A 17,489-nucleotide genomic window follows, 5' to 3' on the forward strand; every position below is an offset into this window, starting at 1 on the left:
GGCGTTCCTTGTCGGCTTGCCGAGCGGGGGCGCCTTCCTCAATTTATTTGGTCGTTCTGTCTTTTGGGGAGACGGAGTGACTAATATGCGTGCGATATTGCGCATAACGTTGTGTATGCCGTCCGGGGTATATGCGCTCATCCATCCCATTTTTACCTTTTATGGAAAGAAATGGGAATATAAGGGTATGATTAAAGTCTAGGGATTTAGGGACGATAGAGGGCGACCTAACATGACGTTGTTGAACACCTCGGGTGTATTGGTAATTCTGACCGTGATTTTGCTGCTGTGGTTTGTACCCAGGAGCCTGCGTCGCGCGCCCGCCGGCCACACGGTTGAGCCCGAACGACCCCTGATTAGCGCCGAACGCACCGCTGAGGACATTCTTGCCTCCGCCGGCGTGTTGCTGAACGAATCGGAAGCCTACCAGTCTTCTGACCACGCCGTGGCGCCGGGTACCTCCCTGCCCTCTTCTGCTCTTCCGCGTTCCTCTTCCTCCTCGCACGCGGTGGGGGACGGCGCGGCACCGCAGACAGCGTCCATTTCGCAGGTTCGCGATTCCTCCCCGGTGACCCCGTATACGGATGAGATTCCCGTGGTGGAAGAGCCCAAGCAGTCCCTGCTCTCCTCCCTCGATACTTCAACCCCCTCTGGTGTGGCCTACCTGGTCGCCGCCGGGGCTGGCGTTGCCGCAGTGCTGTGCCTGCTTCTGGCCCTCTTTGGTCTGTTCTCCTGGGCATGGTTCGTGATTTTCGCCGTGCTGGGTGGTCTGGCCTGGGCCGCGGGCCGCTTTGGTCTGGCAGATACCTTGAGTCAGCGTCTCGCTCACCGCGAGGGCGACGATGACGAAGACGAGCGCTCCGAGGTCGACTTCGATGATGAGCAGCTTGACCGTGAAGCCGAAGAGCCCGCTTCGGCTGCTGAGGCTCGCCCCGCGCCGGTTCCCGCCCCCAAGGCTCCCGTCGCACAGCCCGTCCGTCGTGAGGGTTCCTCTGAGGCTTCGTCCCCGAAGACTTCGGTGCCTGCAGCTGAGCGTCGTGACGCTGAACCCCGCACACCCGAGCCCCGAGTGCATGAGCCTCGAGTGCATGAGTCCCGTGCCGCTGAGAGTGCCGACTCCGAGCAGGATGCGCCGGCCCACCGCCGAGCAGAGGGCCGTCCCGCGGCTTCGCGCCACGCACAGCATCCGCAGCGCCGCCCCCAGCGCCCGAGCCGATTCCAGCCCATCCGCCGCGGTAGCGTTCTCTTCGACCAGGAGAGCGGTAGCGGGGCGAACTCTCAGCCAGCACCTCGAGCTGCTGAACCTCAGTCTTCGGCCGAGCGAGCAGTAGCGGCTCAGCACACGCAGCCCGTGCAATCCGCTCAGCCCCACCCCGCGCAGCAGGTTCCGCAGGCGGCGCCTCAGCAGACGGCCTCTCAGCAGGCCCCGCGCGTTGCTCCCCGGGCCGAAGCCACGGAGCAGCCGGCTGTGCACCAGGCTGCCCCCGCTCGCGAGCCCGCGCCGCGTGTGCCGACCGATTTCTCCGCCCCTCGCCTTGCCGGCACTTCACAGGAGCGCCCAGCGGCTCAGCAGGCTCCGCAGGCGGCGCACCCGAACCAGTCGAATCAGGGTCAGCCGCGTCCGGCCCTGCGCGACGGTTCCCCGGTGCGTCAGGCGCCTCAGCAGGCCCCCGCACCGATTCCGGAGGAGATTCCCCTGCCGGACGTTCTGGACGATTCTGAGTTCGACGCCCTGGATATCGCCTCGTTGAACAACCCCGCAACCCAGCCTGGTTCGTCGCTCGGCGTATCCCGTCGCGCGGGAAGCCGTCATCCCGGTGGTGGTTCCTCATTTGAGGCGGTCAGCAACACCTGGAACCCCGTGCAGCTGCCCAAGCCTCTGAGCGCCCTGCACCGCGAGAACGACGAGAAGAACTCCAAGAAGTAGCTGGGCAGGCACCTGAGGGCTACCGCCGGTTGCGTGCATTGCCTAGAAGCTCCCATGAACGAATGTCCCGAAGGATAGAGTCCTTCGGGACATTCTGCGTATTCGGTGGTGTATCACCGTGATTATTTGTCGGGGGAGTAGCAGAGACAAAAAGAAAGGGAGCCCCGTCAATGGGGCTCCCTTTCCAGCATCACACACAGGAAGAAAGTCTTCTAGACCGATCGGGGAGGCCTTCCCACAAGGCCAGCCCCATTCGGTAATAAAAATATAACCTAATTCGAGAGGGTGCACAAACTGAAAATAGCGACGGTCTGTCACTAAACTAAGGTTGCCCTAAATAAAATCCGCGCCATTGTTGGGAAGAGCGGGGCATCGAGGGTGCATAAAAATCTTTAAAAAAATTTTCGGGAGGCCGCTCGAAGCTCGTTGGGCCATATCAGAAGGGTATACACCGTCGGAAAACGTTGCTCGCCGAATCGCCCTTGGGCACTCGTCTGAGCTTCGCGAGGCTCATCCCCGATGCGTGTCACGGAATAGGCATATTCGCGCTCGGGGAGGACTGGCGAGTCTGTTCGTGAGAGAATGGCCGGGTGAAAGAATGGATTAACTCTCTACCGATTGAGGTTGCCCTACTCTTCATGTGGATTGTGGGAATCGTCCGCACCAGCCTGGTCTACTGGGTGGCGGCCCTGGCCGCGAAGGGGAGCGCGCGCCTCCACCGCATCCGCGAGGCAATGGAACGTCCCCTCTACCGCAAGGCCCGCGCCTTCATTAACCGATGGGGCGTTATCGCCGTGCCCCTGTGCTTTCTGACCGTGGGTTTTCAGACCGCAGTCATCGTCACCACCGGCTTTACCCGCATGCCCCTACGCCGCTGGATTCCCGCAATGCTGGTTGGCACCCTCATGTGGGCCGGCATCTACACCACGATTGGTTTTGCCATTCTCGCCGCCCTGGGCCTGGAACCCTGGATGTTCCCCGTAGCCCTGGCCTTTGTGGTGGCCGGGGCGGTTATCATCTCTGCGGTGCGCGAGAAGCGCCTAGACCGCGAAGGTGCGGCCGAGGATCTCGACGACACCGATGCTCTGCCTCGGACCGGCACCCAGCGCGACTAGTTTCGCCGGACGAATGTGTTAGCGTGGAGGGATGAATTCAACCGACACCTCCACCGCAGGCACCCCCGAGCAGCCTCTCGCAGCTCCCGCAGAGCACCGCGAGAATCATGCAGAGCAGACGGCACCCCTTGAGGCGGCCAGCGCCGAAGCGCCCTCCGAGGCTCCCAGCCGCGTGTACCTGCACCCCGAGCAGCTGGCCACGATTCAGACCCCGGAGGCTCTACCCGTGCCGGTTCTGCAGCGCTCGGCCCTGCGCGTGAGCTACGTACCCGGCATTATGCCCGGCAAGTGGTTCAACCGCTGGCACGAACGCTATGGCGACCGCGTGCCCCTGGCCGAGGTGCCCGTGCGCGAGGCGCGCGGACTGGACTCCCTTCACCAGAACCTGCAGCTGATCGACCCGGAGTCTGCGGAAGGCTCCGAAACGGCAAGCCCCGCAGAAAACGCAGAGCCCGCACCTATCGAGCGAGTGGAGGTTCCCGAGAACCCCTTCGCCCACATGAGCATCCTGCGCCCCTACCGCGAGCCGGCCAGCACCGACGGCGAGAAGTACCACAGCATCCGCCTTTACGAGGAGCTGCCCGTGGTCATCCTGCCGACGGACCACGTTCTCACCGTGCTCGACGAAGTGCCCGTGGCCGAACTGGCCGAGGAGTTCCTGCTTCAGCCCGCCTCCGATATTCCCGCCTACGAGGAGGTTTCCCGCTCCTGGCGTGAAAGCTCCGGCCGCATTGTGCCCGAGGGGTTGAACGACCAGGAGACTATCGATTTGGTGGCCGCCGGCGTGGGCCTGTACATCGTGCCCATGTCCATCGCGCGTTTCTACCACCGCAAGGACCTCACCTACCGCCCTGTGCCCGATCTGGACACCTACCCGGTGCACCTGGTCTGGCCGCGCGCGCCCAAGGGGGAGCCGCGCCCCGAGGAGCTCGAGGCTCTCCTGCAGGACTTTATCGGCATCGTGCGCGGGCGTACCGCCAGCAGCGATCGCGGCACCGAAACTCGCCAGGCACGCGCCGAACGCGTGGCCGCGGAAAAGGCCAAGGCCAAGGCGAAGGCCCGCGCCGCTAACGCACGCCGCGAGGCACGCGATAAGAAGCGCGCCAACGCCAAGAAAAACGGCAACGCCCGCCAGACCTCCAAGACGGCCTCAGCGCGCCGGGGTAAGAAGCGCTAGGCGGTAAAATCGAACCATGGCATTATCAATGGAAACCCGACCCGCGGCCTACGCGGTCATCATCGAGCAGGGTAAGCTGCTCATGACCCACTGGGTGCCCGAAGACCGGAACCTCAGCCCCCTCTGGTCGCTGCCCGGTGGCGGCATGGAACCGGGCGAGCAGGCCGACGAAACGGCGCTGCGCGAGACCCTCGAAGAGACCGGATACAGCGTCGCTATTGAGGACATCCTGGGCGTGCATGCCGGTCACTTCCCCGTGCGCTCGGCTCAGGCTCAAAAAGACCCGGAGGCGCTACCCTTCTGCGCCCTGCGGGTGGTTTTCCGTGCCCACATCGTCACCGGCGAACTGCGCCACGAGGTGAACGGCTCCTCCGACACCGCGCGCTGGGTGCCCATCGCCGAGCTCGATACGATTCGCTACGGCACGCTCATCGACGAGGTGGCCTCCATGATGGGGTACACCAACGCCGCAAGCTGGGCCCGAGAATATCGCGAATTTCTCGCCGATGAGAACGCCAGGAAGCTCACCTCATGACCCGCCGCACCCTAACCCGCCGCGCCCTGCTGGGCTCCGCGGCGCTTGCCCCGCTACTGGCCGCCTGCGCCACCCACGACGCGATGCCGCAGGTCGACCCCTCCGCCCCCACCTACGGCACCCTGCGCATCGGCTACGGTGCCCTGCGCGAAATGCACGCAGTGGCCCACGTGTATGCTCAGGCCCTGCGGAGGGTCGGCTACACCGTCGAATTGGTTGAAACGGGCCACAGCCGCAGCCTGGCCCTGCGCGCCCTCCTCGCGCCCTCGGGACGCCAGGAAAGCACCGGAACCGAATCGACCACCCCCGAGGTGAGCGAGGCCGAAGCCACCGCCGCCTACGAGGCGCTACCCGTGGACCGCGGGGCCGCCTCCGTCGAAGCCCAGGACGTTGACCCGCTGGATATCGTCATCGACTACAGCGGCGACCTGCTGCTCTACCTGACCGATGATGGCAAGCTCAGCCCCGCCGCCGTACAGAACGAGCGCGTGGCGGCCTCGGTGACCGCCTCCGCGGCCGCCGCCGGCGTGACCCTGCCCCCGGCTCCTACGCAGAGCCCCACCCCGAGCGATACGGCCTCCGGTAGCGGAGCGACCGGAGAGGCCTCCGGCACCGCAAGCCCTTCCGCGGATTCCTCGGCCGACCCGACGGCCAGCGCCTCCGCGACCCGTTCGGCGGATCCCATCAATCTGCGCGCCATGACCACCACCGACATGACTAACGCCATCTCGCGCATCCTACCCGAGGGGCTGAACCTGCTGAACGGCGCCAGCGCCACCAACAAGGATGTGCTGGTCACCACCCGCGCCGTCAGCGCCCGCTACAAGCTCACCTCGCTGGTCGGCCTGCGCGATGTGCGATCCACCCTGGGCTTCTCCATTCCCGATAGCTACTCGGTCGGGACCTACGGCATTGAGTCGTTGCGCAGCCTCTACCGCTTCACGGCCCGCGCCGTCACGCAGCAGAATGACCCCGCCGAGCGCGTGCGTGCCCTCACCGACGACAGCGTGCAGGTGACCCTGCTGCACAGCGTGAACCCGGCCATCGACGACAACCGCCTGGTCGTGCTGGAGGACCCCTCCAGTGCCATGTTGCAACAACAATTGGTGCCGATTATTCGTCGCACCCTGCCAGATAGCGCTCGCAACGCGGTTAACCGCGTATCATCTACATTAGACACGGGTAACCTCTCGTTCCTGCTGCAGCTCACCAGCGGATCCAACCCCATCGCCGATGACGACGCAGCGCAATTCATTTTGGATCACCCTAGAAAGTAAAACATCATGACGAAGTACCGCCAGTCCTCCCGACTGAACAACGTCCACTACGATATTCGCGGACCGATTCTGGACGAGGCGAACCGCATGGAAGCGATGGGCTACCGCATCCTTAAGCTGAACATCGGTAACCCCGCCCCCTTCGGTTTTGAGGCGCCGGACGCGATCATGATGGATATTATTCGTCACCTGCCCGAAACCCAGGGCTACTCCGATTCCCGCGGCCTGTACTCCGCACGTACCGCCATTGTGCAGCACTACCAGAACCACGGCATCATGAACCTGGACACCGAGTCTATCTACTTGGGTAACGGTGTGTCTGAGCTGATCCCGATGACCCTGCAGGCACTATGCGAGACCGGCGACGAAATCCTGGTCCCCATGCCCGACTACCCGCTGTGGACCGCATCCACCGCGCTGGTGGGCGGCAAGCCCGTGCACTACCTCTGCGACGAGGAAAACAACTGGTACCCCGATATCGAAGACATTAAGTCGAAGATTACCGAGCGCACCAAGGGCATCGTGGTGATTAACCCGAATAACCCGACCGGTGCCGTCTACCCGCGCTCGATTCTGAAGCAGATTGTGGATGTGGCTCGCGAGCACGGTCTGGTCGTGTTCTCCGACGAGATTTACGAAAAGATTACCTACGATGGTGCAGAGGCCATCAACATGGCAACCCTCACCGGCGACGACGTGCTCTGCCTGACCTTCTCCGGCCTGTCTAAGGCCTACCGCGTGTGCGGTTACCGTGCGGGTTGGGTCGCAATCACCGGCCCGAAGAAGGACGCCGCAAGCTACCTTGAGGGCATCCACCTGCTCGCCTCCATGCGCCTGTGCTCCAACGTCCCGGCACAGCACGCAATCCAGACAGCGCTTGGCGGCTACCAGTCCATCAACGAGCTGGTTGCTCCTGGCGGCCGCCTGTACGAGCAGCGCACCCTGGCCCACAAGATGCTCAACGAGATTGACGGCATCAGCTGCACCCCCGCCGACGGTGCGCTGTACCTGTTCCCGAAGATTGATATTGAGCGCTTCGACATTACCGATGACGAGCAGTTCGCTCTCGACCTGCTCAAGAGCCAGAAGATTCTCTTCAGCCACGGCCGCGCCTTCAACTGGAAGGACCCCGACCACTTCCGCCTGGTGTACCTGCCCGATACGCAGACCCTCACCAGCGCCCTGGAGCGTCTGGGTAACTTCATGGCCGACTACAAGCAGAAGCACTAGCGAGGGATATCTCGCCGGCCGCTTAGCGAACCCTACCGGAATATAAACGGCCTGCCCCGCAGCTCATCAGAGCTGCGGGGCAGGCCGTTTTATCGTTAGTCGGAGGAGCCGGGGAGGGGCGCGCTAGTTGGCCGTGGGTTCCTGACCGCCCTGCTCGCCGCGCACCGCGTTCAGGCGCTCCTGCGCGCCCTTCAGCCACGCCTCGCAGCGGGCGGCCAGGGCCTCGCCGCGTTCCCACAGGGCAATAGAGGTTTCCAGATTGCTGGTGCCGGACTCCAGCTGACGCACGACCTGCTCCAGCTCGGCGCGGGCCTGCTCGTAGCCGAGAGTTTCGACGGGTGCGCCCAGCTCGGCGCTGTTGAAGCTAATGTTCTCGCTCATTGAGGAACCTTTCAGGGGTAAAAACTGGGGGTGAAACTTAGGGGTATCGAGGTTTAGGAGATGTTCGAGGGATTCGTGGAGGTCACGGTCGCCTGCGCCGAACCGGTCGCCGCACGCACCGTAATCTGCTCGCCCTCGTGCAGCACCGAGGCGTCACGCACAATAGCGCCCGCAGAATTCTGAACGATGGAATAGCCGCGGCTGAGGGTCTGGGCGGGGGAGAGGGACCGCACGCGCGCAATCGTGTGTTCCAACGTTCCCGACTCTCGCTCGATGCGGTGCTCGGTGGCCCGCAGGGCGCGTTCGCGCAGGCGATTCACCTCGTCGGCACGCATGAGCAGCGCCGAATCGGGATGGGTGAACACCGGGCGGCTCCGCAGCTGCGCGATGTAGCTCATCTGCATGCCCACATAGCCGAGTACCGCGCGGTCCAGGCGGGCTCGGGCCTCGGCGATGCGGGCCGCCTCCTCGGAGATATCGGGCACGATGCGCTTGCCCGCATCCGTGGGCGTGGAGGCGCGCAAATCGGCCACCGCATCGAGGATGGGGGAGTCCGCCTCGTGGCCAATCGCCGAGACCACCGGGGTGACGGCGGCCGCGACGGCTCGGATGAGGGATTCCTCGGAGAAGGGGAGCAGGTCCTCGAAGGAGCCGCCGCCTCGGGCGATGACGATGACGTCCACCTCGGGGTGGGCATCCAGCTCCGCGAGCGCGGCGATGACCTCCTGAGCCGCGCCCTCGCCCTGCACGCGGGTGTTGCGCACCTCGAAGGACACGCCGGGCCAGCGCAGGGAGGCGTTGCGGATAACGTCCTTCTCAGCATCGGAGTCGCGACCGGTAATCAGGCCCACGCGGTTGGGAAGCATGGGCAGCGGCTTCTTGCGGGCGTCGGCGAACAGCCCCTCGGCGGCGAGTTGCTCACGCAGACGCTGTAGCTGCTCGTGCAGGTTGCCGGTGCCGACCGCGTACACTTCCTTGCCGATGAGGGAGAGCTTGCCGTTCTTCCACAGGCTCGGCTTGGCGCGGGTAACGATGCGCGAGCCCACGGTCACGTCGGCGGCGAGGCCGCTACCGGCGCGGCCGAAGAGCGCGAGGGTGAAGGAAAAATCCTCCTGAACGTCCTTGAGCTCCATGAAGACGTTGCCTCCGCGGCCGTTGAGCGAGGCAACCTGCGCCTCAACCCACAGCTCGGGAACCTTGTCCACATAGTTTTTGAGGTTCTGCGCGAGCAAAGCCAGCGGCCAGGGGTTGGTGGCGGTGGTTTCCTGCGATTTCGCGGGAAGCTGCCGCTCGTGCACGGGCGGCACCACGAGCGTCGGCCGTGCTGCGGAGGGGTTGTAGAAGTTCATGTTCCTATTGTCGCCGATACGCCGAATTTCTGCCCGCCGAACGGTGACGGGGCTCCGGGCGAGCGGAACGGGGAGCGGGCGAATCCCTCAGCTGATGGCACATTCTCATCGAGTCGCCTCGTGACCTTAAGGTTGAGGCGGTACGCTAGGCTCATGCGTTCACCAGATCATCACAACGCCACCCGCAACCTGGACGAGGAAGAGACCTCGCTCCTGCAGCCCACGCGCGCGATGCCGGCATCGGGCTATCCGGCCGGCGGCTTACTGAGCCCCGCCGCACAGTCCGCGGCGGCCCCTCCCGCGCACGCACCCGTTGCGGCGGGTTTGCGTACGGTTATCGCCCTCGTGCTGAGCCTGCTCTCGGTGCTGTGCGCCCTGGGCGCCACGGGCGGTGCCTGGGTGAGGGCAAATATCGCCTCCGAGACCGGCTTTTCGGAGATTTCAGCGAACCTGGCCAGCGACCAGCAGCTGGCCACCCGCATCGCTGACGGCGCGGTCGAAGACCTCATGAAGAGCGAAGCTATGACAACCTTCCTCGACGGAACCAAAGCAAGCGGCTTATACTCCATTCTGGTGAAGCCCACCGAAGACGGGATTCGCTCCATGCTCAACCGCGCCGCCGGTGAGCTCTCAAAAACTGAGGAATACCGAAGCCTCTGGCGCGATATCGCGGAAGAGACTCGGCGGTACAACCTGAGCCACGACGGGCCCGCCGTTATCGTGCTCACGCCCTTCTACCGGGCCCTGGACGAAAAGGTCGGCTCGATCGGTCCCTTCGACCCGGACCTGACGAAGCTCGGCCCCGAAACCCTGAACATTGACAGGGTCCGGGACGGCGTGGCCCAGGGGAGCGCAACGCAGGATAGCGATTGGGTGGTCCACTCGGCGATTAAACGCGTCGCCGCAATTGGGCAGGCCACCGGAACCCTGATTGTTCTGGCGGCAGTTCTGCTCTTCGTGGCCGTCCTGGTTGCGCCTCGTCGCCGCGTGCTGGTGCCGGTCGCCTCCGCCCTGCTGTACGCCCTGGCCTGCTGGGGCGCCGCCTCCTGGCTGGGCGCCCAGACCCCCGCCTCCCTGGGGATTACCAGCCGTAGCGCCGCCGGAACCGCGTTTATCGACGGGGCGTGGAACGTAACCCGGCCCTTGGCGACATCTCACCTGGGAGCTGCGGCAAGCTACGGTCTCGCCGCGGCGGTCATCCTGCTGCTGGTGGGGATTCTCGTGCACCTGGTCCACCTGGGCCGCACCACTGCGAGCGATGCCACAGTCATCACACACTAGAAGTCCGAATAACCTAGGATAGTAACCATGTCCACTGAAACTATTGCCCTGGGCCTGCCGCCCGTTCCTCGCGAACGTCGCAGCCGCGCCGACATCGAAGCCGCCGCGCCCGTGAACGGCGAGAAGAAAGTCCTGCTGGCCACTCCCCGTGGTTACTGCGCCGGCGTCGACCGCGCCGTGATTGCCGTTGAGAAGGCGCTGGAGCACTACGGCGCGCCCGTGTACGTGCGCAAGCAGATTGTGCACAACCGCCACGTGGTGGAGACCCTCGAGAAGCAGGGCGCCATCTTCGTGGATGAGGTGGACGAGGTTCCCGAAGGTTCCGTGACCGTTTTCTCCGCCCACGGCGTGTCCCCCGCGGTGGTTTCTGCTGCCGGCGAGCGCTCGCTGAACACGATTGATGCGACCTGCCCGCTGGTGAACAAGGTGCACCGCGAGGCTGTGCGCTTCGCCAAGCAGGACTACGACATTCTGCTCATCGGCCACACCGGCCACGAAGAGGTCGAGGGTACCGCCGGTGAGGCGCCCGAGCACATCCAGATTGTGAACTCGCCCGATGAGGTGGACCAGGTGACCGTCCGAGACCCCGAGAAGGTCGTGTGGATTTCCCAGACCACCCTGTCTGTGGATGAGACCCTGGAGACCGTGGCGCGTCTGCGTGAGCGTTTCCCCTCGCTGCAGGATCCGCCCTCGGACGATATCTGCTACGCAACCTCGAACCGCCAGGGTGCTATCAAGGAGATTGCTCCGCGCGCAGACCTGGTCATCGTGGTGGGTTCGGCAAACTCCTCGAACTCCGTGCGCCTGAAGGAAGTAGCACTTGAGTACGGCGCCAAGCGTGCCGAGCGTGTGGACTTTGCACACCAGGTGGACGAGTCCTGGTTCGAGGGCGTGGCGACCGTGGGCCTGACCTCCGGCGCGTCGGTGCCCGAGGTGCTGGTTCAAGAGGTGCTGGCTCTGCTGGCCGAGTACGGTTACACCACCATTGAAGAGGTTGAGACCGCGAAGGAAGATATTCTCTTCTCCCTGCCGAAGGAGCTGCGTTCCGCCCTGAAGAACGACGAGAACGTGGGCCGTCAGCTCGGCGGCCGCGGCGCTAAGCCCAACCGCTAATACTTTTAGCCTATGACCCCGTGTCATCTTCCCTACGTGGGGAGAAGACGCGGGGTTTTTGCGTCTGATGTGCGGGGATGCACTGTTTGGGACGGCGGTACGCGCCGGGTTCCGCTCGCGGGGGAGTGCCCCCTCTGCGGCGCTGGGGCGCCTTGAGGACGGAGCCTCCGCTCCGCGTAACCGGCACCTCCGCCGCAGGCAGTGCCCCCCCCTCTGCGGTGCCCCAACAACGATTGATACAGGCGCCTTGAGGACGGAGCTCCCGCTTCGCGTGACCGCCTCCGCTGCCGCCTCGTTGCCCAGGGCCTATTACCCCGGAAATTACCGCGTCATAACAGCCTCTCCGCGAACTCATGACATTTGTCATGTGCAGGTCATGACACTCTGTACCGCAACGGCGCGAAAACCGGCGGTGTAATAGAAACATGAACACCGCAGCACTTCAGAACAGCAAGCACAACACCGCAGAAACCGTTATTTCCGCCCGCTCCCTCCGCCAAGTTTTCACCACCCGTGCGGCAGGCACCGTGGTCGCCGTCGACTCGATTGACCTGACCGTCAAGCGCGGCGAAATCATCGCCCTGCTCGGCCCCAACGGTGCAGGCAAGACCACCCTCATCGACATGATTCTTGGTCTGACCCAGCCCAGCGGCGGCGAATTGAGCGTCTTCGGTCGCAACGCCTCCGAGGCGGCACGCGCCGGTCTGCTCGGTGCGGTGCAGCAGACCGGTGGCCTGCTCAAGGACCTGACGATTCGCGCTACGGTCGAGATGATTGCGGCGCTGTACCCCAAGCCCATTGACGTGGATGAGGTACTCGCCGGCGCCGATCTGACCGATATCGCCAAGCGTAAGGTTGGCAAGTGCTCGGGCGGTCAGCAGCAGCGTCTGCGTTACGCCCTGGCGACCATGCACTCGCCGGAACTGCTGATCCTGGACGAGCCGACCGCCGGCATGGACGTGAATGCGCGCCGCACCTTCTGGGAGCGTATGGAAGCCATCGCAGAACGAGGAACGACCATTCTTTTTGCGACGCACTACCTGGAAGAAGCACAGAACTTCGCCCAGCGCATCGTGCTCATGGCCTCCGGCTCCATCATCGCTGACGGCTCCTCCGATGAGATTCGCGCCCTGACCGGCCACCGCCACCTTTCCTTCCTCGCACCCGCGCCCATCACCGACCTGGATGTGCCGGTCGAGGTGACCGAAGAGTCCGGCGGGTACCGCCACCGCATCTCCGTGCTGGAGATTGAGCAGGTACTGCGCACTCTGCTGAACAACTACAGCATCAGCGACCTGGAGGTCACCAAGCCCTCCCTGGACGAGTCCTTCACCCTGCTGACCGAGCAGGCCGCCGCCTCCAAGGCATCCGACGCCTAAACATTCAGACTGCCTAAACACCACACCATCTAAACGCTACGCCGCCGTTACACACCTCAAGGAAAATATCATGCTCCGCTACGCACTCTACGACATCCGCGCTTCTATTCTCTCGACCGACCGTTTCTTCTTCGGCGTGGCACTGCCCATCGTCTTCTTCCTGCTCTTTGGCGCGATGCAGGACTACTCCTCCCAGCCGATGGGTGACGGCAACGTAGCAGCGTACGTCATGATTGGCATGGCGCTGTACGGCGCCGTGCAGAACACCGTGGCGATTAGCGGTAGCACCGTCACCGAGCTCTCCAGCGGCTGGAACCGCCAGCTGGCACTGACCCCGCTGACTACCGGTAGGTACCTGGGCGCGAAGGCGCTGACCGCCCTGGTGATTTCTGCGGTGCCGGTGATTGCGGTGAACATTGTGGGCATGTTCACCGGCGTTGAGATCCCTGTGAACCAGCAGCTTGCCGCTGGCGCGCTGACGGTGCTGTGCGGTCTGGTGTTCGCCTTCTACGGCATCATGATGGGTCTGCTGATTCGTAACGAGAACGCCGTGTCCATTGCGAACGGTCTGCTGGTGATTATGAGCTTCTTCGGTACCGTGTTCTCCCCGCTGAGCACCGACCTGCTGAACTACGCCCGCTTCACCCCGCTGTACGGTGCCGCCGAGATTGCCCGCTACCCCTTTACCGCAGGTCAGACCATTATTCTGGGCGGTGAGGACTGGTTCGTGACCGAGCCGCTCTGGTACGCAGTGGTGAGCCTGGTCGTGTGGGCGGCAATCTTCCTGGGTGTTTCTGCCCTGCTGATGCGCCGCGCAACCCGCCGCTAAATGATTCTTCCCGCCGCAGTCTCAAGGGTTCCGTAGTATCAGGGGCTCCCGAGGCTGCGGCGGAAACCGTATCCACTCACACTGCATCTACTAACACTGCCGCTACTGACACCGCCGCGCCGGTGGCATCTGCACCCGTGGCACCTGGACCCCTGGCACCCGCACGTTAGGCTAGAACCATGACCGAAACCCACACCCATTCCTACGAGAACGAACACCCCCACACGGAGAACGAGGCGGCACCCTCCGCCGCGAAGCGCACCCTGGGCAAGCACCGCTTCCGCTTCCTCCACCGCGAACGCAGCGGCAACGTGAACTGGCTGGCGCTGGGCTTCAGTGCCCCGTGGCTGGTGTTTCTGCTCATGCCGCTGGACAGCTTCCTCACCACCCCGGAGTTGGGGCCGGTGCGCTGGGCCGGTGTGGCGCTGGTGGCACTGTTTGCGGTGGTGAACTGCTCGGCGTACGCGGTGCCGTGGCTGGTGCCGGTCGCCTCCACGGTGCGTCGAAGCGTCATCTGGACGCTACTGATGGCGCTGCCTGTGGTTGGCCTGACGGCGCTGCGGCTGGAATCGGCGTATATGGTGTTCTTGTCGTTCAGCATGTACTTTGTGGCGTTCTGGATTTTTGGCACAATCGCCCCGTACCGCCTGCGCTTGGGTGTAGCGGCGACGATTGCCCTGGCCTGCTGGCTAATTTTTATGGTGGGTACCAGCTTTGACGTCACCGCACACAGCGGTATTTCCCTCTTTATCGGTGCGCCGATGGTGGGCATGCTGGGCTTCTCCTACCTGATTGAGCTGGGCGAACGCGCGGACGTAGCACGTGCCTCCCTGGCGCTCTCCGAGGAACGTGAAGAGATTGCCCGCGACGTGCACGACGTGCTCGGACACTCCCTGACCGTCATCACCCTCAAAGCGGAGCTGGCCCAGCGCCTGCTGGAGATTGACCCCGCCCGCGCCGGCGCCGAGATGGAGGCTATCGCGCAGCTGTCCCGCGCATCCCTGGCGGAGGTCCGCTCCACCGTGACGCGCCTGCGCGTGCCCGACTTCTCGGGTGAGATTGAGGGTGCGGGCCGTGCCCTGCAGACCGCCGGTATCCGCGCCGAACTGCCGGAGGCCCAGAGCGCGCTCGCGGTGGCTGGCGTGAACGCGAAGCTGTTCTCCTGGGTGCTGCGTGAGGCGGTCACGAACATGGTGCGCCACTCGGGCGCGAACGCGGCGCGGGTGCGTCTGAGTGCAACCGGTCTGGACATCCTCGATAACGGTGTGGGCGCGGGCGATGCGCGCGGTAACGGCCTGACGGGCATGGCTCAGCGTGTGGCGGCATCCGGCGGTAGCGTGGTGATTGAACCGGCACCCGAACAGTGGCTGGCGGAGAACCCCGGCGGTGGGGTGGGCACACGCATCCGAGTGAGCATGGACGGCGATTCTTCGCTGCTGTAGATTGTGGAACTTGGCGCCGCGCCCTGGACGGGGGAGCTACCCGCCCCTGTATGGTGGTGGTAGACAACCTCACGCGGTTGTTCCGCCCGCCGTTATCACCCCGTCTTCGCCCTTTGGGAGGTTCCCATGATTCGTGTTCTGCTCGCTGACGATCAGCAGCTCATCCGTGAGGCTCTTGCCGCTCTGCTGGGCCTGGAGGTTGACCTGGAGATTGTGGGTCAGGTCGGTAGTGGTGATGAGGTGTTGGGTGCGGTCGCCCTGTTGAAGCCGGACGTGGTGCTGTTGGATGTGCAGATGCCCGGTACTTTGCTGGCTGATGGTATTGAGGCGGCTGCGGCGTTGCGTGATGCGGGTGCTTTGAGTGAGTCGGGTGAGCCGGTGCGCACGCTGATTGTGACGACTTTTGGCCGCCCGGGCTATGTGCGCCGCGCTCTGGAGGCCGGTGCGAGTGGTTTTGTGGTGAAGGATACGGGTGCTCGCCAGTTGGCGGAGGCGATTCGTCGCGTGCATGCGGGGTTGCGCGTGGTGGATCCGTCGTTGGCGGCGGATTCTTTGGTGACGGGTGCTTCTCCGTTGACGGAGCGTGAGGCGCAGGTTCTTCGGCAGGCGGCGTCGGGCGGTACGGCCCGGCAGATTGCCGCGGAGCTTTTTCTCTCCTCGGGTACGGTGCGCAATTACCTGTCGGCGGCGATGGCGAAGACGGGAACCTCGACCCGTCAGGATGCGGTGCGTATCGCTACGGAGAACGGCTGGCTTTAGCCCGCAGCTTCTCATCTCTTTCTCATTGACCCCGGCGGGGGAGCGGCGGTGCTTCCTCGCCTCAGTTTTTTCGCCCTCACTTTCTCCTAACCGGTGCCTATCCTTGCACTCGGGGCGGCTCCTGCGCGAACACGGTAGAATGGTAGTGTCTATGCCCGCAGGCGCCCCGCACCCGTTTCTTCCTGAGACCGACGGTGCCGCGCTTGGAAGCGGGCACCATTTTCGCCCTGTGCCCGCCCGCACCCGCCGCATCACTTACGCGGCGCATCCTGAGTGTTTGGCGCGGCACATGATTCGAAGGAAAACTTGTGGCTCTAACTATCGGCATTGTTGGCCTGCCTAACGTGGGCAAGTCCACCCTGTTCAACGCTCTGACCGGCAACACTGTGCTGGCGGCTAACTACCCGTTCGCGACCATTGACCCGAACGTGGGCGTGGTGAACCTGCCGGATGCGCGTCTGAACCGTCTGGCTGAGATTTTTGGTTCGGAGCGTATTCTGCCTGCGACTGTTTCGTTCGTTGATATTGCGGGTATTGTGAAGGGCGCTTCTGAGGGTGAGGGCCTGGGTAACAAGTTCCTCGCGAACATTCGTGAGGCGCACGCTATCGCGCAGGTGGTGCGTGCGTTTGATGACCCGGACGTCATTCACGTGGACGGCAAGGTCGACCCCGCCTCCGATATGGAGACCATTAACACTGAGCTGATTCTGGCTGACCTGCAGACTCTGGAGAACGCTATTCCGCGTCTGGAGAAGGCTGTGAAGATTAAGAAGGGTGACGCCGCTCAGCTGGAGACTTACAAGACCGCGCAGAAGATCCTGGAGGATGGTGACACCATCATTTCTCGTGCGAAGGACGCGAAGCTGGAGCTGTCTCACTTGAAGGAGCTGAACCTGCTGACTGCTAAGCCGTTCATTTACGTGTTCAACGCGGATGAGGGCATTCTGGCGTCTGAGGAGAAGCAGCAGGAGCTGCGTGACATGGTGGCGCCGGCTGAGGCTGTGTTCTTGGATGCGAAGCTGGAGGCTGATCTGGTGGAGCTGTCTGAGGAGGAGGCTCGCGAGATGCTGGAGATGAACGGTCAGGATGAGTCCGGCCTGGACCAGCTGGCTCGCGTGGGCTTCTCGACCCTGGGCCTGCAGACTTACCTGACTGCTGGCCCGAAGGAGGCTCGCGCCTGGACTATTTATAAGGGTGATACTGCGCCGCAGGCTGCTGGCGTGATTCACTCTGATTTTGAGCGCGGCTTCATTAAGGCTGAGGTTGTGTCTTTCAATGACCTGGATGAGGCTGGCTCCATGGCGGAGGCGAAGGCTCGCGGTAAGGTCCGTATGGAGGGCAAGGACTACATCATGCAGGACGGCGACGTGGTCGAGTTCCGCTTCAACGTCTAAGTCTGACGGGTCGATAGGACTTTGAGATTCCGGTGACGGAGGGATGACGAAATTCATCTCACTGTCACCGGATTTTTTGTACCCTTTAAATGCAAGCTGAAATGGTGTCTAATTCTGAACTTTGACAATTCTTGTGCATTTTCATTATTAGATTCCCCAACAAATTTCAAGCAGACTATAAAACCTGGCCCTGCAAATATTTGTGGATACCATTTTTGAGATATTGAGAAGAGGATACAATCGATAGTCTATGATGGATGCGATGAACATTGATTTGAATGCGTATATGTATACGTGTTGC

Annotated in this window: 15 protein-coding genes; 13 read left to right on the top strand and 2 right to left on the bottom strand. The window is 63.4% G+C overall.

All coding sequences use genetic code 11. The features are described 5' to 3' along the window. Positions 1-232 precede the first annotated feature (232 nt). The 6 genes from ADJ95_RS01850 (at position 233) to ADJ95_RS01875 (ending at position 7,261) form a co-directional block, all read left to right on the top strand. Positions 233-1,927: a hypothetical protein gene (locus ADJ95_RS01850; protein WP_049332011.1), complete on the top strand. Its 1,695-nt coding sequence runs from the start codon at positions 233-235 to the stop codon at positions 1,925-1,927. Positions 1,928-2,517: 590 nt separating this feature from the next. Next, positions 2,518-3,042, top strand: coding sequence for a DedA family protein (locus ADJ95_RS01855; RefSeq protein ID WP_049332013.1), 525 nt, complete (start codon positions 2,518-2,520; stop codon positions 3,040-3,042). A 31-nt stretch (positions 3,043-3,073) separates the two neighbouring features. Further along, the gene (locus ADJ95_RS01860; protein ID WP_080974914.1) at positions 3,074-4,219 is read left to right on the top strand and encodes a LysR substrate-binding domain-containing protein; all 1,146 of its coding nucleotides are present in this window, start codon (positions 3,074-3,076) and stop codon (positions 4,217-4,219) included. Positions 4,220-4,247: 28 nt separating this feature from the next. Continuing rightward, positions 4,248-4,754 carry an NUDIX domain-containing protein gene (locus ADJ95_RS01865; RefSeq protein ID WP_049332014.1) on the top strand — a complete coding sequence of 169 codons (507 nt, stop codon included), beginning with the start codon at positions 4,248-4,250 and terminating at the stop codon, positions 4,752-4,754. Continuing rightward, on the top strand, positions 4,751-6,031 hold the full coding sequence (locus ADJ95_RS01870) for a glycine betaine ABC transporter substrate-binding protein (RefSeq protein WP_049332016.1): 1,281 nt from the start codon (positions 4,751-4,753) through the stop codon (positions 6,029-6,031). The genes ADJ95_RS01865 and ADJ95_RS01870 overlap by 4 nt, the downstream gene beginning before the upstream one ends. A 6-nt stretch (positions 6,032-6,037) precedes the next feature. Beyond that, positions 6,038-7,261 (top strand): pyridoxal phosphate-dependent aminotransferase, encoded by a 1,224-nt coding sequence (locus tag ADJ95_RS01875; RefSeq protein ID WP_049332019.1) that lies wholly within the window; start codon positions 6,038-6,040, stop codon positions 7,259-7,261. Positions 7,262-7,384: 123 nt separating this feature from the next. On the opposite strand, the gene ADJ95_RS01880 is transcribed toward ADJ95_RS01875, so the two are convergent. Together ADJ95_RS01880 and xseA are read right to left on the bottom strand one after the other, a co-directional pair. Further along, a complete protein-coding gene (locus ADJ95_RS01880; RefSeq protein WP_049332021.1) occupies positions 7,385-7,642 on the bottom strand; it encodes an exodeoxyribonuclease VII small subunit in 258 nt (85 codons plus the stop codon). Positions 7,643-7,695: 53 nt separating this feature from the next. Continuing rightward, positions 7,696-8,991 carry an exodeoxyribonuclease VII large subunit gene (gene xseA, locus ADJ95_RS01885; RefSeq protein WP_049332022.1) on the bottom strand — a complete coding sequence of 432 codons (1,296 nt, stop codon included), beginning with the start codon at positions 8,989-8,991 and terminating at the stop codon, positions 7,696-7,698. A 153-nt stretch (positions 8,992-9,144) separates the two neighbouring features. Here xseA and ADJ95_RS01890 point away from each other — a divergent pair, with 153 nt between their 5' ends. From ADJ95_RS01890 to ychF, 7 genes are all read left to right on the top strand, one after another. Next, a complete protein-coding gene (locus tag ADJ95_RS01890) occupies positions 9,145-10,272 on the top strand; it encodes a hypothetical protein (RefSeq protein WP_053088801.1) in 1,128 nt (375 codons plus the stop codon). A gap of 27 nt (positions 10,273-10,299) precedes the next feature. After that, positions 10,300-11,385, top strand: a complete 1,086-nt coding sequence (locus tag ADJ95_RS01895) for a 4-hydroxy-3-methylbut-2-enyl diphosphate reductase (RefSeq protein ID WP_049332024.1) — start codon at positions 10,300-10,302, stop codon at positions 11,383-11,385. Positions 11,386-11,810: 425 nt separating this feature from the next. Then, positions 11,811-12,764, top strand: a complete 954-nt coding sequence (locus tag ADJ95_RS01900) for an ABC transporter ATP-binding protein (protein WP_049332026.1) — start codon at positions 11,811-11,813, stop codon at positions 12,762-12,764. A gap of 70 nt (positions 12,765-12,834) precedes the next feature. Continuing rightward, complete coding sequence (locus ADJ95_RS01905; protein WP_049332028.1) at positions 12,835-13,593, top strand: ABC transporter permease; 759 nt, start codon at positions 12,835-12,837, stop codon at positions 13,591-13,593. 179 nt (positions 13,594-13,772) lie between these two features. After that, entirely contained in the window at positions 13,773-15,035 is a 1,263-nt protein-coding gene (locus ADJ95_RS01910) for a sensor histidine kinase (RefSeq protein WP_049332030.1), read from the top strand. Between the two features lie 126 nt (positions 15,036-15,161). Further along, positions 15,162-15,794, top strand: coding sequence for a response regulator (locus ADJ95_RS01915; protein ID WP_049332032.1), 633 nt, complete (start codon positions 15,162-15,164; stop codon positions 15,792-15,794). Positions 15,795-16,102: 308 nt separating this feature from the next. After that, positions 16,103-17,188 (top strand): redox-regulated ATPase YchF, encoded by a 1,086-nt coding sequence (gene ychF, locus ADJ95_RS01920; protein ID WP_049332034.1) that lies wholly within the window; start codon positions 16,103-16,105, stop codon positions 17,186-17,188. The last annotated feature ends 301 nt before the right edge of the window (positions 17,189-17,489 follow it).

It is taken from the genome of Rothia mucilaginosa (assembly GCF_001061665.1).
Classification (GTDB): Bacteria; Actinomycetota; Actinomycetes; order Actinomycetales; family Micrococcaceae; genus Rothia; species Rothia mucilaginosa_A.

Excerpts from the sequence above, each read along its gene's own strand:
- ADJ95_RS01905 (WP_049332028.1), top strand. The coding sequence starts at position 12,835 with ATGCTCCGCTACGCACTCTACGACATCCGCGCTTCTATTCTCTCGACC.
- ADJ95_RS01860 (WP_080974914.1), top strand. The coding sequence starts at position 3,074 with ATGAATTCAACCGACACCTCCACCGCAGGCACCCCCGAGCAGCCTCTC.
- ADJ95_RS01890 (WP_053088801.1), top strand. The coding sequence starts at position 9,145 with ATGCGTTCACCAGATCATCACAACGCCACCCGCAACCTGGACGAGGAA.
- ADJ95_RS01910 (WP_049332030.1), top strand. The coding sequence starts at position 13,773 with ATGACCGAAACCCACACCCATTCCTACGAGAACGAACACCCCCACACG.
- ADJ95_RS01870 (WP_049332016.1), top strand. The coding sequence starts at position 4,751 with ATGACCCGCCGCACCCTAACCCGCCGCGCCCTGCTGGGCTCCGCGGCG.
- ADJ95_RS01850 (WP_049332011.1), top strand. The coding sequence starts at position 233 with ATGACGTTGTTGAACACCTCGGGTGTATTGGTAATTCTGACCGTGATT.
- ADJ95_RS01900 (WP_049332026.1), top strand. The coding sequence starts at position 11,811 with ATGAACACCGCAGCACTTCAGAACAGCAAGCACAACACCGCAGAAACC.
- ADJ95_RS01895 (WP_049332024.1), top strand. The coding sequence starts at position 10,300 with ATGTCCACTGAAACTATTGCCCTGGGCCTGCCGCCCGTTCCTCGCGAA.
- ADJ95_RS01865 (WP_049332014.1), top strand. The coding sequence starts at position 4,248 with ATGGAAACCCGACCCGCGGCCTACGCGGTCATCATCGAGCAGGGTAAG.
- xseA (WP_049332022.1), bottom strand. The coding sequence starts at position 8,991 with ATGAACTTCTACAACCCCTCCGCAGCACGGCCGACGCTCGTGGTGCCG.
- ADJ95_RS01875 (WP_049332019.1), top strand. The coding sequence starts at position 6,038 with ATGACGAAGTACCGCCAGTCCTCCCGACTGAACAACGTCCACTACGAT.
- ADJ95_RS01915 (WP_049332032.1), top strand. The coding sequence starts at position 15,162 with ATGATTCGTGTTCTGCTCGCTGACGATCAGCAGCTCATCCGTGAGGCT.
- ADJ95_RS01880 (WP_049332021.1), bottom strand. The coding sequence starts at position 7,642 with ATGAGCGAGAACATTAGCTTCAACAGCGCCGAGCTGGGCGCACCCGTC.